Origin of the sequence: Sodalis sp. C49 (assembly GCF_046352915.1) — a bacterium.
GTDB lineage: Bacteria > Pseudomonadota > Gammaproteobacteria > Enterobacterales > Enterobacteriaceae > Acerihabitans.
This window is the reverse complement of the sequence record NZ_CP163303.1, coordinates 5,358,551-5,381,892: the sequence shown is the minus strand read 5'-3', so window position 1 is coordinate 5,381,892 and position 23,342 is coordinate 5,358,551. Positions and strand designations below refer to the sequence as shown.

Sequence of the window (23,342 nt, the reverse complement as noted above, 5' to 3'; positions counted from 1 at the left end):
ACACTATTTTTCTTATGCGCGAGCATAAAGCCCGGGGTCACTCAGACAGGTATTGCGGCTTATGAACCAGAGTCTGCTTGTTACAAAACGCGACGGCAGTAAAGAAAAAATCAACCTCGACAAGATCCACCGCGTGATCGACTGGGCGGCGGAAGGCCTGGAAAACGTCTCGGTTTCCCAGGTCGAGCTCCGCTCCCATATCCAGTTTTACGACGGCATCAAAACCGCCGATATCCATGAAACCATTATCAAGGCGGCGGCGGATCTCATTTCCCGCGATGCCCCGGATTATCAGTACCTGGCCGCCCGCCTGGCGGTATTCCACCTGCGTAAAAAAGCCTACGGCCAGTTTGAGCCGCCGAAGCTGTACGATCACGTCACCCGGCTGGTGGAAATGGGCAAATACGACCGCCATCTGCTGGAAGACTACAGCGCCGAAGAGTTTGCCCTGATGGACGGCTTTATCGACCACTGGCGCGATATGAATTTTTCCTATGCGGCGGTGAAACAGCTGGAAGGCAAATACCTGGTGCAAAACCGGGTCAGCGGCCAGATCTACGAAAGCGCGCAGTTCCTGTATATCCTGGTGGCGGCCTGCCTGTTCTCGGGTTATGACCGCGCCACCCGCCTGGACTATGTGAAACGTTTTTACGACGCCATTTCCACCTTTAAGATCTCGCTGCCGACGCCCATCATGTCCGGCGTGCGCACCCCGACCCGCCAGTTCAGCTCCTGCGTGCTGATTGAGTGCGGCGACAGCCTGGATTCCATCAACGCCACCTCCAGCGCCATCGTCAAATATGTCTCGCAGCGCGCCGGCATCGGCATCAACGCGGGCCGCATCCGGGCGCTGGGCAGCCCGATCCGCGGCGGCGAAGCCTTCCATACCGGCTGCGTGCCGTTTTATAAACACTTCCAGACCGCGGTGAAGTCCTGTTCCCAGGGCGGCGTGCGCGGCGGCGCGGCCACCTTGTTTTACCCGATGTGGCATCTTGAGGTGGAAAGCCTGCTGGTATTGAAAAACAACCGCGGGGTGGAAGGCAACCGCGTGCGCCATATGGACTACGGCGTACAGATTAACAAGCTGATGTACCAGCGCCTGGTCAAGGGCGAGGACATCACTCTGTTCAGCCCGTCCGACGTGCCGGGGTTGTATGACGCCTTTTTTGCCGACCAGGAAGAGTTTGAACGGCTGTATACCCGGTATGAGCAGGACGACAGTATCCGCAAGCAGCGCGTCAAGGCGGTGGATCTGTTCTCGTTGATGATGCAGGAACGCGCCTCCACCGGCCGCATCTATATCCAGCACGTGGACCATTGTAATACCCACAGCCCGTTCGACGCGTCCGTGGCGCCGATCCGCCAGTCCAACCTGTGCCTGGAAATCGCCCTGCCGACCAAACCGCTGGAAGACGTTAACGACGAAAGCGGGGAAATCGCGCTGTGCACCCTGTCGGCGTTTAACCTGGGCGCCCTGGACAGCCTGGATGACCTGAAAGAGCTGGCGACGCTTGCGGTGCGCGCGCTCGACGCCCTGCTCGATTACCAGGACTATCCGATCCCGGCCGCGCAGCGCGGCGCCATGGGCCGGCGCACGCTGGGCGTGGGCGTGATCAACTACGCCTATTACCTGGCGAAAAACGGCGTGCGCTATTCCGACGGCAGCGCCAATAACCTGACGCACCGTACGTTCGAAGCCATCCAGTATTACCTGCTGAAGGCATCCAACGAGCTGGCGCAGGAGCGCGGCGCCTGTCCGTGGTTTAACGAAACCACCTACGCCCAGGGCATCCTGCCCATCGATACCTATAAAAAGGATCTCGACGCCATTTGCAGCGAGCCGCTGCATTATGACTGGGAAACCCTGCGCGCCGATATTCAGCGGCACGGCCTGCGCAACTCCACCCTCTCGGCGCTGATGCCCTCCGAGACGTCGTCGCAGATTTCCAACGCCACCAACGGCATTGAGCCGCCGCGCGGTTATGTCAGCATCAAGGCCTCCAAGGACGGCATCCTGCGCCAGGTGGTGCCGGAGTCCAACCGGCTGAAGGACGCCTATGAACTGTTATGGGAAATGCCTAACAACGACGGTTACCTGCATCTGGTGGGCGTCATGCAGAAGTTTGTCGACCAGGCGATTTCGGCCAATACCAACTACGATCCGTCCCGTTTCCCGGCGGGTAAAGTGCCGATGAAGCAGTTGCTGAAAGATTTGCTGACCGCGTATAAGTTCGGCGTCAAGACGCTGTATTATCAAAATACCCGCGATGGCGCCGAAGATGCGCAGGAAGATATGCAGGCCGCCGCCGAGACCGACGATTGCGAAAGCGGCGCCTGTAAGATTTAACACCGGCCGCGGGCGGCGCTGGCGCCGTCCGTGGGTAACAGGAGTGACCATGGCCTATACCACCTTTTCACAGCATAAAAACAACCAGCTGCTCGAGCCGATGTTCTTCGGCCAGAACGTTAACGTGGCGCGTTACGACCAGCAAAAATACGATATTTTCGAAAAGCTGATTGAAAAACAGCTCTCCTTCTTCTGGCGGCCGGAAGAAGTGGACGTATCGCGCGATCGTATCGATTTCCAGGCGCTGCCGGAGCATGAAAAGCATATTTTCCTCAGCAACCTGAAATACCAGACCCTGCTCGACTCCATCCAGGGACGCAGCCCCAACGTGGCGCTGCTGCCGCTGATCTCCATTCCCGAGCTGGAGACCTGGGTGGAAACCTGGGCCTTTTCGGAAACCATCCATTCCCGGTCCTATACCCATATCATCCGCAATATCGTCAACGATCCGTCGCTGGTGTTCGACGATATCGTCACCAACGAGGAGATCCTCAAGCGGGCCAAGGATATTTCGGGGTACTACGACGATCTGATCGAGCTGACCGGCTATTACCATCTGCTGGGCGTCGGCGCCCATCAGGTGAACGGCCGGGAAGTGACGGTTAACCTGCGCGAGCTGAAGAAAAAGCTGTATCTGTGCCTGATGAGCGTCAATGCCCTGGAGGCGGTGCGTTTTTACGTCAGCTTCGCCTGCTCCTTTGCGTTCGCCGAGCGCGAGCTGATGGAAGGCAACGCCAAGATTATCCGCCTGATCGCCCGCGACGAGGCCCTGCACCTGACCGGCACCCAGCATATGCTGAACCTGCTGCGTTCCGGCGAGGATGACCCGGAAATGGCCGAGATCGCCAAAGAATGCCAGCAGGCATGCTACGACCTGTTTGTGCTGGCGGCGGAGCAGGAAAAGGAGTGGGCCAGCTATCTGTTCCGCGACGGCTCGATGATCGGGCTGAACAAGGATATCCTGTGCCAGTATGTGGATTATATTACCAATATCCGCATGCAGGCGGTGGGCCTGGAACTGCCGTTCGCCACCCGCTCCAATCCCATCCCCTGGATCAATACCTGGCTGGTGTCCGATAACGTACAGGTGGCGCCGCAGGAGGTGGAGGTGAGCTCCTATCTTGTCGGCCAGATTGACTCCGAGGTCAACGCCGACGACCTTAGCGACTTTCAGCTGTAAGCCGCCGTGTCCCTGCCCCTGCCTATGATCACGCTGCGCCGCGATGGGACGCGCCTGGCCTGCGAGAGCCGCCACGGCTCGCTGCTGGACGCGCTGGAAGCGCACCAGGTACCGGTGGAATCCCAGTGCCGCTCGGGTTATTGCGGCGCCTGTCGCCTGCGCCTGGCGCAGGGGCAGGTACAATATCAGCATGCTCCGCTGGCGTTTATCCGGCCCGGCGAGATCCTGCCCTGCTGCTGCCTGCCCGTGGCGGATATCGAACTGGAGCTGTAATGCCGCCGCGGGTTGCACCAGCAGCGTGCAACCTATTATTTTGTATTAAGTTATAACTTTTCGGCCTTTCCCTGGGGCCGGCCGCTGGGTATGCTGCGCCTTACCTTTTCGATTTAATCAATAAGCACGCTATGTCTCTACTCCTGAGTACCGCCCACACCGCGACGCTGGACGCCGATATGGCGCCCGAAGGCGATCCGGTATTTATCAAGAGCGCCGCTGATATCTCCCAGCTGGTCAACGCCGGTACGCAAAAACGCAATCATGCCGGCATCATCATCGGCATAGCGCTGGGCGGCGTGTTCCTCGACGCCTACGATCTGGGGGCGCTGGCCTTTGGGGTCAAGGATATTACCCGCGAGTTTAACCTGACGCCGGCCGGCACCGGCATGGTGGCCTCGGCAATCACCTTCGGCGCTATCGTCGGCGCGTTTTTCGGCGGTTACCTGACCGATAAAATCGGCCGCTACCGGGTGTTTATGGCGGATATGTTCTTTTTTGTCATCGCCGCGCTGGCCTGCGCCTTTGCGCCCAACGAGTGGGTGCTGGCCGGGGCGCGGTTTGTGATGGGGCTGGGGGTCGGCATTGATTTGCCGGTGGCCATGGCCTTCCTGGCGGAGTTTTCCCGTTTGCAGGGACGGGGCAACAAGGCGGCCAGCATCGCCATGTGGTGCCCCACCTGGTATGCCGCCATCAGCGTGTCGTACCTGCTGGTGCTGCTGCTTTACGGCGTACTGCCCGCGGGGTATACCGATTGGCTATGGCGCCTGATATTGGGTTTCGGCGCCGTGCCGGCGCTGTTTATCATCGCCATTCGCAGCAAATATATGAGCGAGTCGCCGGTATGGGCGGCCAATCAGGGCGATCTGGCCGGCGCGGCGCGCATCCTCAGGCGCTCCTACGGCATTAACGCCCGGGTGGCGGCGGACGCCGGCAAAGGCCCGGCCGCCGTACCCGCGCGCCGCGCGCGTTTTCGCAATTACGGCGAACTGCTCAAAGGCATTTACCTTAAGCGCACCGTGCTGGCGACCATTATCGCCGTGGCCTCGTCTTTTGCCTATAACGCCGTGGCGTTCGGCCTGCCGGTGATCATCAGCAGTTTCCTGGCGCAGTCCATGCTGACCACGATTCTGGCGTCGCTGGCGCTGAACCTGCTGTTTGCGTTTGTCGGCGGGCTGATAGCGGTGCGCTGGGTGCCGCGTTTCGGCGCCTGGAACATGACGGTGCTGGGGTATGCCTTCCAGCTGGCGGCGCTTATCGGCCTGGCGCTGATCGGCCGGCCGGCCGACGGGCTGCACGCGGGACTGGCTATCGCCATGCTGGCGCTGTTTTTATTCGGTCAGGGCATCGGCCCCGGTTCGCACAGCATGACCTTCGCGTCGTTAAGTTATCCGACCTCGCTGCGCGGCGTTGGGGTAGGATTTAACCAGACGCTGATGCGCGCCAGCTCCACCGTTTCGCTGTTCCTGTTTCCGGTCTTGGCGGCATTGCTGAATACCGGCGTGTTCTGGGTGATTGCCATCGCGCCGCTGGCCGGACTGGCGGCGCTGTTGACGATTCGCTGGGAACCGTCGGGTTATGATGTGGATGCGGAGGATTTTGCCGCCCCGCTTCGCCCCGCCGGGGATACTCAGTCGCGTTAAAACAGGGCCGTTGCCGGCGCTGGCATTGAAGCCCTGGGACGTAAAGGCGCTGCGGCACCCCGGAGACGAAGCCGCCGCGCCTTATCAGCGCGCGGCCAACACCGTGGCGATGAACGCGCGCAGGTCCGCCAACATCAGATCCGGCTGTTCCAGCGCGGCGAAATGGCCGCCCCTCTCCATGTCCGTCCAATGCACGATATTGTAGGTCTTTTCGGCAAACGAGCGTGGCGTCGGCAGAAAGACGGGATCGGGAAACGCCGCGACGCCCATCGGCGCCTGGACGCGGGTTCCGGCCGGGAACCGATCCGCGCCTTCCAGGCGCTTGCCATGGTAAATCCACATTGCCGTGACCGCCGCCGGCGTCGCGATATACAGCATGATATTGGTGAGCAACTCCTCTTCCGAGTATGTGCTCCAGATGTCCGGACCGCCGTCGGCCGTCGTCGGCAGATCCGACCATTTACCGAATTTTTCGAGTATCCAGCCGGCCGCGCCGACCGGGCTGTCGGCCAGCGCGACGCCCAGTGTCTGCGGGCGCGTCTCCTGCTCGTGATTATAGCCCGTCTCCCAATCGAGGATCGCGGCGCGGCGGGAGAACAGATCCTTTTCCTCCGGCGTGGTGGGAACGCTATCCCCGGCGAAGATGCTCACCATATTGATATGGAAACCGAGCAGCGCGTCCGGCCGCACGTGAGCCAGCCAGCTGGCGATATGCGCCCCCCAATCGCCCCCTTGGACGAAGTAGCGCGCCTGGCCGAACAAGCGCGTCATCAGCCCGTGCATAAGCTCGGCCGACCGGCGCGGCCCGATAACGCCGGTGATGGGGTTCGAGAAGGCAAAGCCTGGGAGCGAGGGAACGATGACATCGTGCCCATCGGCGGCAAGCGGCGCCAGCAGCCGCTCGAACTCCAGATACGAGCCCGGCCAGCCGTGCAGGAGGAGTACGGGGGGCTTGGACCCGTCTCCCTTCACATGGACGAAATGGATATGCTCGCCTTCGACAACCGTCGTGAAATTGGGGAGCTGGTTGATGCGCCGCTCCACCTCGCGCCACTGATAGCTGTCCCGCCAGTAGGCGACGAGCCGTTTGAGGTCGCCGATGCCGACGCCCGCCGACCAACCGCCCGCATCCGCCAGCAAATGCCAGTCATAACCTTCGACTTTCGCCCTGATCGCGGCGAGCCGCTGGTCAGGAATATGTATCTGGTAAGGTGAAACCATAGTCCTCTCCTCATGGGTGCCGTAGATTGCACAGAGATGGGGATAGCGTTGAGCTTCAACCGCAGCGGCCACGGTTAAAAGGCATTGCACTCCCTTATGCAAAGATAGACTCACGCCATGCGGACGTCTATGCTATTAATTTGCTCAATTCTTTTGCGTAAAACGCACAGGTGGTATTTATGGCCCTGGCCGGCGATCTGGAAATCTTCGTGCTCGTCGCGGAGGAAGGCGGTTTTTCGGCGGCGGGACGCCGGCTGAAGGTGGCGCCGTCTTCAATCGCGCGGGTCATCGACCGCATCGAAGCACGGCTTGGCGTTCGCCTGCTGCTGCGAACCACGCGCTCGCTGATACTCACGCCCGAGGGCATGACTTATCTGGCGTCTGCCCGGCGCATCATCGCGGATCTGAAGGAAACCGAGCAGTCCATTGCGAATCAGAGTTCCCCCAGGGGGCGTCTGCGGATTTGTCTGTCGCTGCAGTATGGAAAAATGTTCGTCGTACCGCTTCTTCGCGCGTTCATGCAGCAATACCCCGGCATCCTGCTGGAAATCATTGCCACCGACGCCGTCGTGGACATCGCCGCGGGCCAAGCGGACGTTGCAGTGCGGCTGGGGCCGCTGCCCGACGGACTGCTTACCGCCCGCCGGCTTGGCGTCACCCATAAGGTCATCGTGGCGTCTCCGGACTATCTCGCACGTCGCGGCACGCCGGCGGTTCCGGAGGATCTCTACCATCACGATTGTATTGGCTTCAACTTCAAACGCGCCGCGCCAACGTGGCCGTTTCGCAAAGACGGCCGCGATTATTCATTGCCGATCACGGGCTGCGTGGAAACGAATAATGGCGATACGGAAGGCCAACTGGCCCTCGAAGGGATCGGGATCGCGCGTGTTTGCGCCGAGACGGTGGCAGACGCCATCCAGGCAGGCAGGCTCGTGCCTATCCTCGACGCGTTCAATCCCGGCGATGGTGAAGAGGTGCATGCGGTATTCGTGGGCGGAGCGCACACACCGGCCCGGGTGCGTTGCTTCGTCGATTACCTCGTTGGGCGGCTGTGCGCATCGCCTGCGCAACCGTGATTACAGCCACGCCTTGACGGGGGAGAGCAGCCGGGGTGTGCCTGGTCCGACGTTAACGCCAGACCGGAGGCCCACCGTGATGCCGATTACCGCCCGCGGCGCTTACGCCAGGGTTGCGGCGATGCGTATCCAGCCGTGCTCGCCGTAGACCGGCCAGCCGTTCAGCCAACGTCTGAGCATATTCAGCGCCATCAGCGACACCATTTCCTGGCGGGTTTTCAGGCCGTGGCGCTGTATGCTGACGGCGAACACCACCGTTTGGGCGTAATCGCCGTCCGGCGTGTGCAGCGCCAGGCTCAGGCTGTCCTGCGCCATATCGCCGACCACCAGCGCAAGCTGCGTGCCGTGACGCGCCGCCAGCCCTTGCGCCTGCCGGGCCAGCTTTCGCAAAGGCGACTGGGCGTCGTGGGCCGGGGAGGCATCCGCCGCGCTTAGGTGCCCGGAGAAGGTGTCGCCATCGGCAGTACCGGCGATCTCAGGGCCGGGGGCCTCCAGCCATTCGCCGCCCTTTACCGGCATGCCCGCGCTCTGGCATTGCCAGGTCAGCAGTCCGGCGGTAAAACGTTCGCCGATGGCCAGGGTCAGCGGACGCTGATGCAGACGTTGCGCCAGCTGGGTCGGCAGATCGTCGGTACCTTCAAAAATAGCGCTTTCACCGGCCACCGCGCGCACTTTTTGCCAGGCCAGTTCCATGGCGTCGCGCTCATGGGCCGGGCCGGTCAGTTTTAATTCGATAATCGGCATTGAGGATCGGTAGCCCAGCACCACCTCTTCCGGCAGCGTCATGTCGTCAAGCTGGCTCGCCAGCTCGCTTTCCGCACGGCCGAAGGTGGTGAGACGCAGGCACAGCGGCGGATCCGGCAGATCGAAACGTTCGCGCAGGCGCGGCACGATTTGCTGCTCGACCATCACCTTGAACTCCGACGGCACGCCGGGAGTAAAAAACATCAGGCAGCGGTTAAGCTGCAGGGCAAAACCGCAGGCGGTGCCCACCGGATTATCGATCATCTCGGCATTGGCGGGAATTTGCGCCTGCTTGCGGTTGCTCGGCGCCATCACCCGGCCGCGTTCGGCGAAAAAGGCTTCGATTTTCGCCAGCCATTCGGGATGTTCGATCAGTTCCTCGCCGGTGGCGGTGGCGGCGGCCAGCGCGCTGAGATCGTCGCTGGTCGGCCCCAGGCCGCCGTTGACGATCATGATATCGGCGCGCAGGCTGCGCTCGGTCAGCGCCGCCACCAAGGCGGAGAGGTTGTCGCCTACGGTCATGCGCGCGCTCATCGGCAGCCCCTGCTCAAACAAATAGTTCGCCAGCCAGGCCGCATTGGTATCGAGAATCTGTCCATGCAGCACTTCGTCGCCGGTGCACAGCATTTCTACCCTAAGCATGCTTCTCTCCTCTCATCTTTATACCGCCACTTTAGAAAGCCGGACCGACAAACACAACCTTTCTTTAGGGATTTAACGCGAATTGCGCCTGCGCCAGCCGGGTAAGCTGGCTGCGCGGGATTTTTATGCCGCCGGCGTCCAGCTTGTCCGGCAGCACCTGGCGCAGGGCAAGATAGGCGATCGGGCGCTGCCACGGCGCCAGCTGCGGCTCCAGCCAGGCGCGCAGCTCGGGAAAAGGCGCATCGGCCTCCAGCACGGCCACCGGCCGCTGGCCGTACTCCCCGTCGTCCACCGGCACCACAAACGACTGGCGCACGGCGGGATGGGCGGCCAGGATGCGTTCGATATCCTCCGGCTGCACCCCTTCGCCGCCGCAAAAAAAGACATTATCCAGCCGGCCGCTGATATGCAGTTCGCCGTCGACAAACCGGCCGCCGTCGCGGGTATGAAACCAACCGTCGTCATCGGCCAGCTTCAGCAACCGGCCCTGCTGCCAGTAACCCGCGGCCATGCTGCTGCCGCGCAGCCACACTTCACCGTCCACCAGCCGCAGTTCGCGGCCGTCCAGGGGCGAACCGACGCCGCCCGAGGCATCGGCGCGCTTGGCGCAGACGGTGGAGGCAAACTCCGTCAGGCCGTAGCCGCACCAGCAGCGCACGCCGAGCGCTTCCGCCCGGCGGGTCAGGTCAAGGGGGATCATCGCGCCGCCCAGCAGCACATCCTGCAGGCTAAGCCGCGCGGGGTCACCCTGCAGCAGACGCCACAGCTGCGTCGGCACCAGCGAGGCGTGGGTGCATCCGGCCAGCGCCCGTTCCAGCGTCTGGTCCCGGGCCAGCGCCAGCGTGGCGCCCACCGCCAGCCAGCGCCAGACGATGCCTTGCCCGGAAACATGGCACAGCGGCAGCGACAACAGCCAGCGATGGCGGTTCTGGAAAGCCATCAGCCGCGTGACGCCCCGGGCGCTGGCCAAGTGCGCGGCGTAGGTATGGGCCGCCGCCTTGGGCAGGCCGCTGGAACCGGAAGTCAGCGTCAGGGTCGCCAGCCGGTTAACCTGCCAGGACACCAGCGGCGCGGCGGCGGCGGCGGAGTCGGCGTCGATTATCGTTAACGGCGCGATGGTCCCGGGCCAGGGCAGGCCGCGCGCGCACCAGCCGAAATCCATATTCAGCGTCGGCAGGCGCTGCGCCAGCAGTTCGGCCGGCAACAGGGGATTCAGGGGAAGAACCCGCGCGCCGCATTGCAGCGCGGCCAGATACGCCAGCAGCAGATCCAGGCTGTTTTTACCGCGCAACGCCACTCCGCAGCCCACCGTGACGCCCGCCCGCTGCCAGGCGGCGGCCAGCTGGTCGACGCGCATCACCAGGTTGCGCCAGCTCCAGTCGGCGTCGTCGGCGCGCAGCGCAATACTGTGCGGCGTCTGCTGCGCCCAATGGTGCCAGGGCCAGGTAGCGAAAGTCATCATGATTGCATCTTCATAGTAAGCCGGTCCGGAGATTGCCTTAAAGGCGGCGGGCCGTCGGCTCCAGTCGTGTTTGAGAGAGTTGCCCGGCGGTGCATAACGGCAGCGGGCTGCCGGACCAGGGACGGATCAGCTGCGAACGCATCAGCGTAAGGGTATCCAGGCCGGGCTGGATACCCGGCGTCAGCCAGGCGGCGAGGCGCGAAAGCTGCGTCAGGCCCAGGCTGGACTCGATGGCCGAACTGATAACCGCCGTCAGTCCCTCCCGGTGCGCCTGGGCAACCAGCGCGCGACAGCGCGCCAGGCTGCCGGTGAGCGTGGGTTTGATGACCGCCGCCGCCACGCCCTGCTGGGCGCGGAGTTGAAAATCCGGCTCGCGCAGGCTTTCATCCCAGGCAATCGCGATGCCGGTATCGCGGGCAAAGGCCAGCGATTGCGCCGGCGTGGCGCAGGGTTCTTCCAGAAAATCGATACGCGCGATAAGGGAGGGGTCAAGATAGCGGGCAAAGCCGGCGGCCTTGGCCGGGGTCCAGCTGCGGTTGGCGTCCAGCCGCACATGCAGATCCGGCACCGCTTCCAGCAGCAGGTTGACCATGACGGCGTCGCGGATCGCTTCATACATGCCGACCTTGATCTTGGCAATCTTCCTGCCGGGCAACGCCGCGAGCATCGGTATCAGCCTATCGGGATCGCCGGTGCACAGCGGCACGGTCTGATAAGGCGCCGCGTCGGGCAGTTCACCCGCCAGCTCGGCCAGGGCCATGCTGATGCCGAACGCCACCGACGGCGCCGCGGGGCCGGAAGCCAACGCCAGACCGCCGCCGTCCGCCGCCGCGTCCTCGCCGTCGACCCAGCGCCGCAGCAGCTCCAGCGCCGACGCCTCCGCCTCGATCAGCGTTTCGCGGCTGAAGCCGGGCAGCGGCGCGATTTCCCCCAGGCCATCACGGCCGTCGCACTCCAGCCGCACCACCAGGCCGTCACGGCTTTTCAGGCGCTGGTTGCGCAGCACCACGCCGGCTTCCATCGGCAGGCTGTAGCGGTAGATCGTTGCGCTGCGCATCAGGGGTTCCGCTTGAATTTGCTGAAGTCGGGCTGGCGTTTCTCAACGAACGCATTGCGCCCTTCCTGCCCTTCCTCCGTCATGTAAAACAGCATGGTGGCGTTGCCCGCCAGCTCCTGCAGCCCCGCCTGGCCGTCACAGTCCGCATTCAGCGCGGCCTTCAGGCAGCGCAGCGCCATCGGACTGTTCTGCAGCATTTCCCGGCACCAGCGTACGGTTTCCTTCTCCAGGTCGGCCAGCGGCACAACGGTATTGACCAGCCCCATGTCCAGCGCCTGCCGCGCATCGTACTGCCGGCAAAGGAACCAGATTTCCCGGGCTTTTTTCTGGCCGACGATGCGCGCCATATAGGCCGCGCCCCAGCCGCCGTCGAAGGAGCCGACTTTAGGCCCGGTCTGGCCGAATACCGCATTGTCCGCCGCCAGGGTCAGGTCGCACATCATGTGCAGCACATGGCCGCCGCCGATGGCGAAACCCGCCACCATCGCCACCACCGGTTTCGGGCAGGTGCGGATCTGGCGCTGGAAGTCCAGCACGTTAAGATGATGCACGCCGCTGTCGTCCTTATAACCGCCGTAGTCGCCGCGCACCTTCTGGTCGCCGCCGGAACAGAACGCCTTATCTCCTTCGCCGGTAAGAATAATCACGCCGATGCCTTCGTCGTAACGGGCGTCGGCCATGGCCTGGATCATTTCTTTGACCGTCAGCGGCCGGAACGCATTACGTACCTGGGGCCGGTTGATGGTAATCCGGGCGATGCCGTCGGCGGACTTATGATAGCGGATATCCTCGAAATCGCCGCTGCAATCGCGCCAATCGATAGGGGCGTACCACTGGTCTTCGCTGGGTTTAAGCATAAAACATTCCTTTAATGAAACGGAGCTAGCAGGGTGAGCAGTTGGCCGGCAAAAGCCGGCGGGTTGGCCCGGTGGGCATTGTGGCCGGCGCCGGGCACCGGGACCAGGGGCAATGCCGCCCCACGGGCCAGGGCGGTAAATTTGCCGTCGTGTTCGCCGCACAGGTAACCGAACGGCAGGTCCAGCGCGCGCAACCGCGCCGCCAGATCGGGCTGCCGCGCCAGCGAGGTGGCCAGGAGCATGGCCGCGACAGCCGCGCCGTCATTGGCGGCGCGCAGCGCGACCAGCTGCCGGCGCGCGTCGTCGGACAAATCGCCGAACACCGGCTGGCGGTACCAGTCGGCCAGTACCGCGGTTATCGGCTGCCGGCTGAAGCGCCGTGCCCACAGGCCGTCGTGGCGCAGACGATCCGCGCGCTCCCGCCGGTGCGCCAGGCCGGGATGGGCGCCTTCGACAAACAGTCCGCACAGCCCCTCTTGACCGTTCGCGCCGGCGGCGCCGGGGATATTACCCGCGCCACACCGTCCCCGGCAGGCATGGTAGAGCGCAATGCGCCCGCCCAGGGAATAACCGATAAGAATATAGCGGGTGATGCCCAGCGCGGCCAGCGTATGCGCAAGCCCGGCGGACATCGCGGCAAAGTCCAGCCCGGCCGTCTGTCGCGGGGCGCCGCCATCAGCCGCCTGCTCGCGGTGAAGCGCACACGCCGGCGCACGGGCAGCGCCCGCATCGGGCCCATGCCCCGGCAGGTTGAGCGTTGCCAGGGACCAGTCGCTGAAATAAGGCAGTACCGGCGACCAGTCGTCGCCGCTGCCCAGCAGGCCGTGCAGCCAGACCAGCCACGGCCGGCCGGGATCGCCCCGGCGCAGGCGGCTTACCGTCCAGCCGGCGCCCTTCCCCGGCCCGACGGGAATGCCGATTGCCGCAGGCGGCAGCGGAGCATGGCGGTTCATGGCCTGGCCATCCCGGCCACCAATTGGCGAAAAACATCCGCGCCCTCCCGGGGCGGCACCGCCAGCTCCAGCAGCGTGGCCGCCCCGCCCCCAGGCCGGCGCCAGGCGCGCTGAACGCAGTCGCGCAGTTCAGCGGCGTTCCCGGGCCGCAGGTAATCCAGCCCGAACAGCGCCGCCGCGTGGCGAAACTCCACCTGCTGCGGCATCACGTAAAAACGCTCGCGCACCGCTTCCGGCGTCGGCAATAACGAAAAAATCTGGCCGCCGTTATTATTGATGACCACGATCACCACCGGCGCCGTGGTATGACGAAACAGCGCCAGGGCATTCAGGTCGTAAAGCGCCGATAGATCGCCCACCAGCGCAAGCAGCGGCCGGTCGCCGGCGCGCTGTACGCCGGCGGCGGTGGCCAGCAGGCCGTCGATGCCGCTGGCTCCGCGGTTACCATATACCGGGTAACCCGCCGGCAGTTGGGCCAGCGCATCCACCAGCCGTATCGTCAGGCTGTTGCCCAGGAACAGCGCGCCGCCCGCGGGCAGCAGATCGTTAAGATGGCAGGCCAGCTGGGCTTCGCCCAGGCCGTCGGCAAGCACCGCCCGGATGCGATCCCGCGCCAGCGCGGCGAATCCGGCCAGTTCAGGGGCCCAGGGAGCCTGCGTGCGCGCGGGATGATCGCCAAGCCACGCGCCGATGGGCGCACTGATGCGCCGCCCCCGGTGATGGGCCGGATCGAGGCGGCCCGGCAGCGGGTCGACCAGCCAGTACTCCGCCGGGCGGCACTGCTCCTGCCATTGCAGCAGCCGTTTACCGGTCAGGCTGCCGCCGAACTGGATCACCAGCTCAGCCTGATCCAGCACCCGACGCGCCTCGGGATGGGCCAGCCAGAGATCGGCATAAGGCAGCGGCTGGCCGGTCTGCGACAGCACATCGCCAATCAGCGGCCAGCCGAGCGCGGCCGCCCATGCCGCCAGGCGCGCTCCCTGTTCGCAGGGGATGCGCCCGGCAATCACCACCCCTTTACGCGTGCGCCACTGCGCCCAGTCCGGCGCGGCGGCGGGCGCGACGGGCAGCGGAAGCGCCAGCCAGGGGCCGGCGTCCTGCCACCAGTCGCCGAGCGCGCGCGACCAGGCGTCGTCGCCGTTTTCGTCTGGGCCATAGAGCGGTTCAGCGAACGGGCAGTTAATATGCACCGCGCCCGGCGCCGGGTCCGCCAGCGCCCGATCCAGGGTGGAAACCAGCCAGCGCGCAGGGATATCCGGCGTCGGGCGCGGCAGATCCACGCGCTGGACGGCAAAACCGGCAAACAGTCCCGGCTGGCGGATAGCCTGGTTGGCGCCGCAGTCGATAAGCTCCGGCGGCCGATCGGCGGTCAGCATAATCAGCTTTTCCCCGGTCAGGCTGGCTTCGATCACCGCCGGGTACAGATTGGCCGCCGCGGTGCCGGACGTAACGATCACCGCCACCGGCCCGCGCGCCGCCTTGGCCAGGCCGAGGGCCAGATGCCCCAGCCCGCGCTCGTCGAAATGGGTATGGCACAGGATGGACGGATGTTCCGCCGCCGCCAGGGTCAGGGGGGTGGAGCGTGAGCCGGGCGCGATACAGATATGCCCTACCCCATGGCGGGTGAGGGTTTCCAGCAGCACCCTGGCCCAGCGCCGGTTAAATTGTGAAGACATGTCTGGCAAAACGGATGTAGTCATGGAACCTTCTGTCAGTGCGCGTCTGAACCCATGCGTGATCGGCGGATAACCCCGGCGGCGCGGATGCCGATCAATAACGGCTCCGGCATTATATTTTGTTTCAGCCGCGGGATGTTGATATAGAACCGGATTCCCTTAATTCGGCGCGACGGCTTGGTCGCCGGTAAACAGGGTCCTGAGCCCGGCGGCCTTGTTGTTCACTTCCTGCCATTCCCGATCCGCATCCGATCCCTCGACAATGCCTGCCCCGGCATAAAGCCAGAGCGACTCCCGCTCCATCAGCGCGCAGCGCAGGGTCACGCAAAATTCCGTCTGCGCGTCCGAGAGATAGCCGGCCGAGCCCGCATACCATTGCCGGTCGAACGGCTCGTGGCGGGCGATAAAGGCGCGGGCGACGTCGCGCGGCAACCCCGCCACCGCGGCGGTGGGCTGCAGCATGGCCAGACAGCGGACATCATCGCGGCAGTCCAGGCGCGCAGTAATGGCGCGGCGCAAATGCTGCACGGTGCGCAGCCGCACGATCTCCGGCGGCATGACGTCGAGCGTCACCGCCGCCTCCTGCAGCCGCTGGCAAATATCGTCGACCACCAGCAGGTTTTCCCGCTGGTTTTTATCATCGTTCATCAGCCAGCGCGCCAGTTGCCCGGCATTGGCCGTGGGGCTCCGGGTAGCCACCGTGCCGGCCAGCGCCTCGGTATCCAGCATTTCCTGGCGCCGCAGGTAAAGCCGCTCGGGACTGGAGCCCAAAAACGCCCGCTGCGCCGACCAGGCCAGCATATAGTGATAGCAATCGAGATTGACCCGACGGCTGGCCGCCATCAGGGCGTGGGGGTCGAGGTGGCCTTTAAAGCCGAGCCGGGTGCGGCGGGCCAACACCACCTTGGTTAATCCGCCCTGGCCAAAGGCGGCCAGGGCCTGGGAGACCATCATTCGCCAACGGGCGTGTTCCGGCTCGTGCACCTCTTCGCGCAGCTGCGCCGACCAGGGCGCCAGGGGTGCTGCGGGCGCGGCCTGCTGCAGCCAGGCCAGGCACCGCCTGGCGTCGTCGCGCAGGGAAACATCGCTTGCCAGGTTCAGCACCAGCCGGTGTGACGACCCGTCGCGCTCCCAGGTCAGGCGCGGCAAAAACAGGCAGCTTTCCGGCTCGCCGCCGCGGCCGGCGCCGTTGTCATCATCGCCGGCGTCGTTATCGTCTTCACCGCCGAAGGCATTGATGCCCCACAGGCGCAGCGCAGGCCAGGCCGTGCTATGGGCCGCCATAAAGTCCCGCGCCTTGCTCAGGCGATCGAAGATGCGCAGGCCGCCGCCTGCCGCCGCTTCCTGCGCGCCGTCGCGATGCTGCCAGTAGAATTGGGGATACAGCGGGGTGGCATGCAGCCAGTCAAGCATCGGCACATGGCTGCCGGGAGTCCAGGGAAGCGCAATCTGATACAGGCCGGGCCCAGCGGAGATGCCGGCATCAATATGCTGTTGCAGCGCCGAGTTGAGTAACGTCAGCATAGAGACCCCTACCCCAAGACCTAATTAAGAGTATGGATTATACGGTTTACGGAAGCAAAAACGAAAGATTAGCGCAATTAAGTATGATGAATGGCGTAATAAATAGCATGACTTGTTCATTCCCGCCGGCGCGGCGGCGGAAAATGCCGGCTGGTGAGCGCGCCAGCCGGATAACTTGGCACAGAAACCTTAGCGACGAGCCAGCAGGAGCCCGAACACCAGGCCGACGGACGCCCCGATACCGACACCGTGCCAGGGATTTTCCTGCACATAGTCATCGGCGCGGTAAACCGCCTGTTTGGCCCGGTAATAGTAATTATCGGACGCATGGCTGATGCGTTTTTTAACTTCTTCCAGCGCCGCTTCGGCACGGGTTTTTAGCTCAACATATTTTTGATCCGCCTTGTCGCCGGAATAGGCCAGCACTTCCTCCAGCGTCTCGGACAGCAACTGCACGTCATCATCAACATGAGTTTCATGCGGTTGGATGGGATCTGTCGGGGTTACCATAATTGTTCTCCGTGTTCTGATGAAAGACCGTCACTCTAACTATAGTCATAAATTGCGCGTCCTGGCGAACAATTACGGGCAGATCATTCTTAAAATCAATTCGCTACCGCCGGCTTCGCGGCCGATGCCTGCGGATCGAGGGAGCGGATATAATCCGCCAGTCCCTGGATATCGCCATCGCTCAGCGCCGCCTTGGCCCGCTGCTCCGCGCCGCTGGTGGCAATCTTGCCGTCCCGGCGGTCGGTGAGCGCGCTTACCAGCTGTTCGCGGCTTAAGGTTATCAGCGGCGGCGCTTTGCCGAACGCCGCCCGGTCGGCCTTGCGGCCATGACAATCGGCGCAGCCCTGGGCATATTTTTGCGCCCCGTCCGCGGCGTCCGCCAGCGCCGTACCGCTGACGCAGAGTAATAACATGCCCAGCATAAGCTTCTTCATGATTTATCCCGTTGTGCATTTTGGAACATCGCGACGAGTGCCGGCTCGCCCTGCAAACCCTGATGCGCCTCCAGCACGGTGCCCCCGGCGCTAAGCAGGTAGGACGTCGGCGTGCCGATCACCTGGTAACGCTCCCTGGTGATGCCCAGCTGATCGCGCACCACCGGATAATGGATCTGCAGCGCGGCCAGGAAAGGCGCGATATCGGTCTGCTGCGGATCGGTGTTCACCGCCACCACCACCAGCCGATCGCCGTAGACGTCGGTGAGCTTTTGCAGCAGTTTCATATCCGCCGCGCAGCCGCCGCAGTCGGAGGACCAAAACGTCAGGTACACCGGCTTGCCGCGCCATTGATCGAGCGCCGCCGGCTGGCCGTTGAGATCGAACGCCGCCAGTTTCGGCGCCGGCGCGCCGATGGCCACCTGCTGCTCTTTACATCCCGCCAGGGCGGCAAGCAGGGCCAGCGCGCAAAACAACCTAACCACGGGATGCCAGCTCATGATGATTTCGCTCCTCGCCCAGGAATTTACCGTGCTGCAAACGGATGATACGATCGGCGAAACGGCCCAGTTCGGGGTTATGGGTGACCATAACGATGGTGCGGCCCTGGCGATGCAGATCGGTCAGCAGGTCCAGCACCCGTTGTTCATTTTCCTCATCCAGGTTGCCGGTCGGCTCGTCGGCGAAGATCACCGGCGGCTCGTTGACCAGCGCCCGGGCGATACACACGCGCTGCTGCTCCCCGCCGGAAAGCTGGCTGGGCAGATGGCCGACGCGTTCGCCCAGGCCGACCCGGTCGAGCACGGCGCGGGCGGCGCCTTCATCCACCACGCTATGATAATGCTGCGCGAGCATGACGTTTTCCAGCGCGGTCAGGAACGGGATCAGGTGGAATTGCTGGAATACCAGGCCGATTTTGTCGGCGCGGAAATTACGCCGCCCCTCCTCGTCCAGCGCGGCGGCGTCGACGCCGTCCAGCAACACCTGGCCTTCGCTCACGGTATCCAGGCAAGTGAGGATATTCATCAGGGTGGTCTTGCCGGAGCCGGAAGCGCCCATAAAGGCCACGAACTCCCCGCGGCGGATGCGGATGTTGATATCATCCAGCGCCGTGACCTTGCCGAAGCGTTTATACAGGCCGCGGGTCTCAATCACATATTCCGCCACGGGCTGCGGCTGTATCAACCGGATAGGTGATGCCATGGTTATTCTCCTTTCAGGACCAGCGCCGGTTCGACATGCAGCGCACGCCGTACCGGCACGATGGCCGCCACCGCCGCCACCAGCAGGGATAACGCCAGCGTCAGTGGAAAAACAGGGGCGCGCAGGGCAATGGCGGCGTTAAACACCGCATGTCCCAGCACCTGCGCCAGTATAAAGCCGAACACGCTGCCCACCAGCACCGCCGCCAGGGCGATGATGCCGGTTTCCGCCAGCATTTGCCGGCTGATATCCGCGGCGCTGGCGCCCAGCGCCTTTTGCAGGGCAAACTCGCGCGAGCGCTCGCCGACGATGGCCATCAGGGTGGTATTGACGCACAGCGACGACAAAATCAGGATCACCGCCGACACCAGTCCCATCAGCCCTTTGATCTTATCCAGCACCTGGCCTTCGGAGGCGGAAACCTTGAGGATCGGCCGCACGTCCAGGTCGGGATACTGCTGCTGCAAGCGGGCGGCAAAGGCGTCCACCTGGCCGATATCGTTGTTGACGCTCAGCATGGCGTTACTGATGGCGCCGGGCTGATGCAGCCATTTCTGCGCCAGCTCCAGGTTGACGATCAGCATATTATCGGTGGCGTCACCGGCTTCGACCACGCCCTTGATAATCAGGCTCTGGCGCTGCTGGCCGTCAACCAGGGTTACCCGATCGCCGGCCTTCAGGTGCAGGCGATCGGCCAGTTTCACGCCGATCATCGCATGCCGGTCGTCAAAGCTGACGCCAATCCAGTCGCCCTTGACCTGCCAATAGGGCACCAGCTGTTGCAGCGACTCGAACCAGACGCCCATCACCACCACTTTTTCCAGTTCAGTGCGGGCCATACCGTACAAATACGGGCTGGACGCATTGATAAGCCCCTTGGGCGCCTGATCCAGAATCGGCTGCAGTGTGGCCGCCGGCAGGCTGTTGCCATGGCCGGGACCAAGGTAAAAATTGGCGCCGAAGGTGCGCAGCTCCTGGCTCATCTTGGCGTTGATATCAAAATAGACCGAGGCCATGGCGGTCACGATGGCCGCGCCCACCGTCAGGGCGGCGAACACCACCGCCACCCGTTGCAGCCGCAGCCGCAGCGCCCGCACCACCAGCAGCCAGAACATATTGTTCATCAGTCCCGACGGACGTTTGGCGCGCCGTCCGCCCCGGCCCGGCGCCGCGGCCACGACGTTAATTGCCATACAGCACCTCCACCGGATACAGTTTGGCGATGCGCCTGGCCGGGAACCAGGTGCCGATCACGGCAATCAGGATGGCGATCACCAGCACGCTCGGCACCACAATCCAGGCAAAACTCAGCGGCACGCCGAACAGCATCAGGCCGATGGCTTTCGCCAGTCCCCAGCCGGCAACGCAGCCCAGCAATCCGCCCAGGGCGCCGCTCATTACCGCTTCCAGGTAAAACAGCAGCATAATTTGCCACTGGCGGGCGCCGAGGGCCTTCATCAGGCCAATCTCCCGGCCGCGCTCCATAATGGTGCTGGTCATCAGCGAGGCGATGCCCATGGCCGATGCCGCCAGCGCCGCCAGGGTGACCACCGCCAGCAGCAGCTGGATTTTTTCAATCACCACGCCTTCGGATGCCGCCACCTGCCAGATAGGATGCACCACCGATCCGGAAATCGCCTCTTCCAGCTGATGGGAAATCGACGACACAAAAGCGGTGCAATACCACAGATCGTATTCTTCCGCCGTCAGTCCGTCGAGATTATCCCTGGCCCGGCGGGAAAGATCGTTTTCCGGCACCGTCAGCGCCGAGACCCGTACCGCCTGCACTTTGCCGGGCAGGCCGAGCAGTTGCTGCACCGTGGCCAGGGGCATCACCAGACGGCCTTCCTCATCGCCGCCGCTGGCGAGCACGCCGCTGATGCGCACGCTGGCCCGGCCGTGCGGTCCGTCCAGCGTCACTACGTCGCCGGGCCGCCAGCCATGGCGCTGCGCCAGCTGCTTGCCCGCCAGCGCTTCGGGCGGCTGCTCGCGCGTTACCGGTTCATGGGGATATTGACCGGTAACCCGCCAATAAGGGCTGATGATTTGCTGCCCGGTATGAAAATCCGTTTCATCGGGCACATTCACCGGCTGCGAGAAAAAGGTGCCCAGCACCGGCACCGGCGCGCCGTTGACCAGCACTTCGCCGCCAAGCAGCGGGGCAAAGCCGATGATATTGTTGCGCCAGAAGATATCCTTGATATTGGGCAATTCGGACTCGTCGATGAGATCCTGCCCCGACAAGGGAGCGCCCCGCTCGCCAAACAGCGCGGGCAGCGCCGCCTGGCCCGCCGGTTCAATCAGGATATTGGCGCCATAGGATTTCAGCTCGCGCGCCATCTTGTCGCCGATATCGATGGAGACCGCCAGCAGCGCCGAAATCAACCCGGCGGCCAGGAACACCGTTAATACCGCCAGGGACTTGCGCCGGATATTCCTGCACCAGGACTGCCGTAACATACGCCACAACATAAGCTACTCGCCCTCCGCTTCGTCGCTGCCGGCGGCGGCGGCCGGCACGAACTGCGCCGGCTGCGCGCGGAAACGATTGTAAGTGTCTTCACTGGCAAAAAAGTACATTTTGCCGCCGTAACTGTATTTATGGGAGGCGCTGACATTGGTCAGTTTGCTGCCGTCCACCGGGTCAGTCACCTGCAGGGTGAGCACGGTGGTAAAATAATTCACCCCCGCCACCAGCGCCGCTTTGCCGATGGTCAGCTCATGGTCGTCGTTGCGCCAGTTGTCGATGGGTATGGGATTGCAGCCGCCAGCCTTGCCGATGGAGGGGATAAAAATATGCACTCCGCAGGCCACGCACACCACCTGGTTGCCTTCCATCACATACCCCTGGTCGCCGCACAGCAGGCAGGCGTCGAACACCACGCCGAGGCGCAGGCGATCGGGATAACGGTTAATCACCAGGAAACGCACCGCCTTGCCGTCCTCGGCCACCCAAACGAAACGATGCAGCTTGCCGTCGCGCACCTGTTCGAGTGGAATATGCACCTGGCCGTCGGCGCCCAGGGTCACGGGCACCGCTTCCGACAGGCGCGGCGGCTGCGAGGCCACCAAATCCCAATACAGCTGCGCGGCCACCACCACCATCAGCGCGGCCAGCAGCGTTGCGGCGGTACGCCGGGCATTGCGATAGCGCGCGATGGCCTTGCGGCGCGCGATAGGCTCCACCTGGTGGCGATATCCGCCGCGCAGGCGCAGCAGCGGCGCAATAAAGCCCGCCAGCAGCGCCGCCATCAGCAAGGCGCTGATATAGTTGAGCCAGGGGTTGCTGTTGGTGACGTTGGACACAAAACTCAGCCGCGGCTTGGTCAGCCCGAGGACGTCCAGTTTCATCAACAGTAGCGTCGCCTGGCCGCACAACGGCAGCAACAACAGCAGCGCCAGCGCCAGCAGCAGCGGCCAGCGCCACGCCGGCAGGCGCTTCACCAGCATCGCCGTCAGCACCGCGCACAGCGCCAGTAACGCGACGGCCAGTACCACCGCGCTCAGATTAAGTAATAAATCGGTGTTGATGACGCCCGTGGGCGTCAACGCGCTTAAATTGGGATCGTTGCTCCAGTGCAGCGCCGCGCCGGCCACCAGCAGGCCTTGCCAGCAGTAGCCCACCCTGGCGGAAACGGAAAATTGGCTGGCCAGGAACACTACCAGCCCCGCCAGTTGCAAGAAAACCAGCGTGAGCTGCACCGATTGGCCGCCGGGCAGGCGCACGCCCGCCAGGGTACCGGCCGCCAGCGCCAGCAGGTTGACCCATACCAGCGCGCGCACCGATGGCGCGGGGCGGTTAGCCCAGTTTAATCCGCATAGCAGTGTCACCGGCAGGAAAGCTTGCAAGGCGGTAACAAAAAAATAATTCATGACGACGACTCAGAACCGGAAACACTTCGTCATGCAGCGCTCCGGCAGGCCGCTGCGACAAGAGCCAATACCGCCACGGCCGCCAGGCAGCCGTGGCGCGGCGGATTTATTTCAGGCCGATATATTTAAAATCGTAGCTGACGTCGAATGGCTTCCACCAGCGGCCCACGCCGGTTTCAGCGTCGGTATGGCGATGAAGGCCGGCTTTTGACGGCGGTTCGATATGGAAGGTCACTTTGTAGTTGCCCACGCCCATCATTTTCACATTCTGGCCGTAATGCGGACCGTCGCTGGCGACCATCGGCATAAAGGTGCCTTCCTGTTTGTCGCCGGAATCGGTGTTGACCAGCGTGTAGCTGATGGTCAGGTACGGCATCCATTCGCCGGCGCCGAAACCGTTTTTGTTTCCTTCTACCGCGTGGATATCGGCTTCTAGATGAACATCGGCCTTGGCTGCGGGTAAACCCATGCCGCGCGGTTCCATATCGATAGGCTGTAAATAGACCGCAGCAATCTGCATTTCATTCATGGTGACGGTTTCACCCGCCGGATGCTCGGCCGCAAACACGGCCGGGGCGCAGGTCATACCGGCAACGGCCATCACGGCCGCCAGGCTGTTATTCATCTTCATCAACTCTCATTCCTCAGTCATCAAAAAAATTGC

21 protein-coding genes are annotated in these 23,342 nt (G+C 63.5%); 5 read left to right on the top strand and 16 right to left on the bottom strand.

The annotated features are described in order from the left end of the window. Window positions 1-61 precede the first annotated feature (61 nt). The 4 genes from nrdA (at window position 62) to ABUK12_RS24395 (ending at window position 5,443) form a co-directional block, all read left to right on the top strand. Window positions 62-2,347: a class 1a ribonucleoside-diphosphate reductase subunit alpha gene (gene nrdA, locus ABUK12_RS24410; protein WP_410014235.1), complete on the top strand. Its 2,286-nt coding sequence runs from the start codon at window positions 62-64 to the stop codon at window positions 2,345-2,347. A 49-nt stretch (window positions 2,348-2,396) separates the two neighbouring features. Next, window positions 2,397-3,527, top strand: a complete 1,131-nt coding sequence (gene nrdB, locus ABUK12_RS24405; RefSeq protein WP_410014234.1) for a class Ia ribonucleoside-diphosphate reductase subunit beta — start codon at window positions 2,397-2,399, stop codon at window positions 3,525-3,527. A gap of 12 nt (window positions 3,528-3,539) precedes the next feature. Then, window positions 3,540-3,800 carry a class I ribonucleotide reductase maintenance protein YfaE gene (yfaE, locus tag ABUK12_RS24400; protein ID WP_410016766.1) on the top strand — a complete coding sequence of 87 codons (261 nt, stop codon included), beginning with the start codon at window positions 3,540-3,542 and terminating at the stop codon, window positions 3,798-3,800. Window positions 3,801-3,931: 131 nt separating this feature from the next. After that, window positions 3,932-5,443, top strand: a complete 1,512-nt coding sequence (locus ABUK12_RS24395) for an MFS transporter (protein WP_410014233.1) — start codon at window positions 3,932-3,934, stop codon at window positions 5,441-5,443. Between the two features lie 84 nt (window positions 5,444-5,527). On the opposite strand, the gene ABUK12_RS24390 is transcribed toward ABUK12_RS24395, so the two are convergent. Beyond that, window positions 5,528-6,664 (bottom strand): epoxide hydrolase family protein, encoded by a 1,137-nt coding sequence (locus ABUK12_RS24390; RefSeq protein ID WP_410014232.1) that lies wholly within the window; start codon window positions 6,662-6,664, stop codon window positions 5,528-5,530. Window positions 6,665-6,843: 179 nt separating this feature from the next. On the opposite strand from ABUK12_RS24390, the gene ABUK12_RS24385 reads away from it, so the two are divergent. Continuing rightward, the gene (locus tag ABUK12_RS24385; protein WP_410014231.1) at window positions 6,844-7,743 is read left to right on the top strand and encodes a LysR family transcriptional regulator; all 900 of its coding nucleotides are present in this window, start codon (window positions 6,844-6,846) and stop codon (window positions 7,741-7,743) included. 102 nt (window positions 7,744-7,845) lie between these two features. Here the strand turns inward: ABUK12_RS24385 and ABUK12_RS24380 are convergent, their stop codons facing one another. The 15 genes from ABUK12_RS24380 to ABUK12_RS24310 all read right to left on the bottom strand — a co-directional run bounded on the left by ABUK12_RS24380 (window position 7,846) and on the right by ABUK12_RS24310 (window position 23,309). Beyond that, window positions 7,846-9,129, bottom strand: a complete 1,284-nt coding sequence (locus ABUK12_RS24380; RefSeq protein ID WP_410014230.1) for a nicotinamide mononucleotide deamidase-related protein YfaY — start codon at window positions 9,127-9,129, stop codon at window positions 7,846-7,848. Window positions 9,130-9,193: 64 nt separating this feature from the next. Next, window positions 9,194-10,591, bottom strand: a complete 1,398-nt coding sequence (gene menE, locus ABUK12_RS24375; RefSeq protein ID WP_410014229.1) for an o-succinylbenzoate--CoA ligase — start codon at window positions 10,589-10,591, stop codon at window positions 9,194-9,196. Window positions 10,592-10,628: 37 nt separating this feature from the next. After that, entirely contained in the window at window positions 10,629-11,648 is a 1,020-nt protein-coding gene (gene menC / locus ABUK12_RS24370) for an o-succinylbenzoate synthase (protein WP_410014228.1), read from the bottom strand. Beyond that, window positions 11,648-12,505: a 1,4-dihydroxy-2-naphthoyl-CoA synthase gene (menB, locus tag ABUK12_RS24365; protein WP_410014227.1), complete on the bottom strand. Its 858-nt coding sequence runs from the start codon at window positions 12,503-12,505 to the stop codon at window positions 11,648-11,650. The genes menC and menB overlap by 1 nt, the downstream gene beginning before the upstream one ends. An 11-nt stretch (window positions 12,506-12,516) precedes the next feature. Then, window positions 12,517-13,458: a 2-succinyl-6-hydroxy-2,4-cyclohexadiene-1-carboxylate synthase gene (gene menH / locus ABUK12_RS24360; RefSeq protein ID WP_410014226.1), complete on the bottom strand. Its 942-nt coding sequence runs from the start codon at window positions 13,456-13,458 to the stop codon at window positions 12,517-12,519. Then, window positions 13,455-15,158, bottom strand: coding sequence for a 2-succinyl-5-enolpyruvyl-6-hydroxy-3-cyclohexene-1-carboxylic-acid synthase (gene menD, locus ABUK12_RS24355; protein ID WP_410014225.1), 1,704 nt, complete (start codon window positions 15,156-15,158; stop codon window positions 13,455-13,457). The genes menH and menD overlap by 4 nt, the downstream gene beginning before the upstream one ends. Window positions 15,159-15,293: 135 nt before the next feature. After that, window positions 15,294-16,658, bottom strand: coding sequence for an isochorismate synthase MenF (menF, locus tag ABUK12_RS24350; RefSeq protein WP_410014224.1), 1,365 nt, complete (start codon window positions 16,656-16,658; stop codon window positions 15,294-15,296). 189 nt (window positions 16,659-16,847) lie between these two features. Then, window positions 16,848-17,168 (bottom strand): stress response protein ElaB, encoded by a 321-nt coding sequence (gene elaB / locus ABUK12_RS24345; RefSeq protein ID WP_410014223.1) that lies wholly within the window; start codon window positions 17,166-17,168, stop codon window positions 16,848-16,850. 95 nt (window positions 17,169-17,263) lie between these two features. Next, window positions 17,264-17,602 carry a c-type cytochrome gene (locus tag ABUK12_RS24340; RefSeq protein ID WP_410014222.1) on the bottom strand — a complete coding sequence of 113 codons (339 nt, stop codon included), beginning with the start codon at window positions 17,600-17,602 and terminating at the stop codon, window positions 17,264-17,266. Continuing rightward, entirely contained in the window at window positions 17,599-18,102 is a 504-nt protein-coding gene (locus tag ABUK12_RS24335) for a TlpA family protein disulfide reductase (RefSeq protein ID WP_410014221.1), read from the bottom strand. The genes ABUK12_RS24340 and ABUK12_RS24335 overlap by 4 nt, the downstream gene beginning before the upstream one ends. Further along, complete coding sequence (locus ABUK12_RS24330; RefSeq protein ID WP_410014220.1) at window positions 18,080-18,805, bottom strand: ABC transporter ATP-binding protein; 726 nt, start codon at window positions 18,803-18,805, stop codon at window positions 18,080-18,082. Before ABUK12_RS24330 ends, ABUK12_RS24335 begins: the two co-directional genes overlap by 23 nt. A gap of 2 nt (window positions 18,806-18,807) precedes the next feature. Then, the gene (locus ABUK12_RS24325; protein ID WP_410016765.1) at window positions 18,808-19,920 is read right to left on the bottom strand and encodes an ABC transporter permease; all 1,113 of its coding nucleotides are present in this window, start codon (window positions 19,918-19,920) and stop codon (window positions 18,808-18,810) included. Window positions 19,921-19,987: 67 nt separating this feature from the next. Further along, window positions 19,988-21,277 carry an ABC transporter permease gene (locus ABUK12_RS24320; RefSeq protein ID WP_410014219.1) on the bottom strand — a complete coding sequence of 430 codons (1,290 nt, stop codon included), beginning with the start codon at window positions 21,275-21,277 and terminating at the stop codon, window positions 19,988-19,990. Between the two features lie 3 nt (window positions 21,278-21,280). Further along, entirely contained in the window at window positions 21,281-22,678 is a 1,398-nt protein-coding gene (locus tag ABUK12_RS24315) for a Fe-S-containing protein (RefSeq protein WP_410014218.1), read from the bottom strand. A 106-nt stretch (window positions 22,679-22,784) separates the two neighbouring features. Next, entirely contained in the window at window positions 22,785-23,309 is a 525-nt protein-coding gene (locus tag ABUK12_RS24310) for an iron transporter (RefSeq protein ID WP_410014217.1), read from the bottom strand. Between the last annotated feature and the right edge of the window lie 33 nt (window positions 23,310-23,342).

Excerpts from the sequence above, each read along its gene's own strand:
- nrdA (WP_410014235.1), top strand. The coding sequence starts at position 62 with ATGAACCAGAGTCTGCTTGTTACAAAACGCGACGGCAGTAAAGAAAAA.
- nrdB (WP_410014234.1), top strand. The coding sequence starts at position 2,397 with ATGGCCTATACCACCTTTTCACAGCATAAAAACAACCAGCTGCTCGAG.
- ABUK12_RS24395 (WP_410014233.1), top strand. The coding sequence starts at position 3,932 with ATGTCTCTACTCCTGAGTACCGCCCACACCGCGACGCTGGACGCCGAT.
- ABUK12_RS24390 (WP_410014232.1), bottom strand. The coding sequence starts at position 6,664 with ATGGTTTCACCTTACCAGATACATATTCCTGACCAGCGGCTCGCCGCG.
- ABUK12_RS24385 (WP_410014231.1), top strand. The coding sequence starts at position 6,844 with ATGGCCCTGGCCGGCGATCTGGAAATCTTCGTGCTCGTCGCGGAGGAA.
- ABUK12_RS24380 (WP_410014230.1), bottom strand. The coding sequence starts at position 9,129 with ATGCTTAGGGTAGAAATGCTGTGCACCGGCGACGAAGTGCTGCATGGA.
- menE (WP_410014229.1), bottom strand. The coding sequence starts at position 10,591 with ATGATGACTTTCGCTACCTGGCCCTGGCACCATTGGGCGCAGCAGACG.
- menC (WP_410014228.1), bottom strand. The coding sequence starts at position 11,648 with ATGCGCAGCGCAACGATCTACCGCTACAGCCTGCCGATGGAAGCCGGC.
- menB (WP_410014227.1), bottom strand. The coding sequence starts at position 12,505 with ATGCTTAAACCCAGCGAAGACCAGTGGTACGCCCCTATCGATTGGCGC.
- menH (WP_410014226.1), bottom strand. The coding sequence starts at position 13,458 with ATGAACCGCCATGCTCCGCTGCCGCCTGCGGCAATCGGCATTCCCGTC.
- menD (WP_410014225.1), bottom strand. The coding sequence starts at position 15,158 with ATGACTACATCCGTTTTGCCAGACATGTCTTCACAATTTAACCGGCGC.
- menF (WP_410014224.1), bottom strand. The coding sequence starts at position 16,658 with ATGCTGACGTTACTCAACTCGGCGCTGCAACAGCATATTGATGCCGGC.
- elaB (WP_410014223.1), bottom strand. The coding sequence starts at position 17,168 with ATGGTAACCCCGACAGATCCCATCCAACCGCATGAAACTCATGTTGAT.
- ABUK12_RS24340 (WP_410014222.1), bottom strand. The coding sequence starts at position 17,602 with ATGAAGAAGCTTATGCTGGGCATGTTATTACTCTGCGTCAGCGGTACG.
- ABUK12_RS24335 (WP_410014221.1), bottom strand. The coding sequence starts at position 18,102 with ATGAGCTGGCATCCCGTGGTTAGGTTGTTTTGCGCGCTGGCCCTGCTT.
- ABUK12_RS24330 (WP_410014220.1), bottom strand. The coding sequence starts at position 18,805 with ATGGCATCACCTATCCGGTTGATACAGCCGCAGCCCGTGGCGGAATAT.
- ABUK12_RS24325 (WP_410016765.1), bottom strand. The coding sequence starts at position 19,920 with ATGTTCTGGCTGCTGGTGGTGCGGGCGCTGCGGCTGCGGCTGCAACGG.
- ABUK12_RS24320 (WP_410014219.1), bottom strand. The coding sequence starts at position 21,277 with ATGTTGTGGCGTATGTTACGGCAGTCCTGGTGCAGGAATATCCGGCGC.
- ABUK12_RS24315 (WP_410014218.1), bottom strand. The coding sequence starts at position 22,678 with ATGAATTATTTTTTTGTTACCGCCTTGCAAGCTTTCCTGCCGGTGACA.
- ABUK12_RS24310 (WP_410014217.1), bottom strand. The coding sequence starts at position 23,309 with ATGAAGATGAATAACAGCCTGGCGGCCGTGATGGCCGTTGCCGGTATG.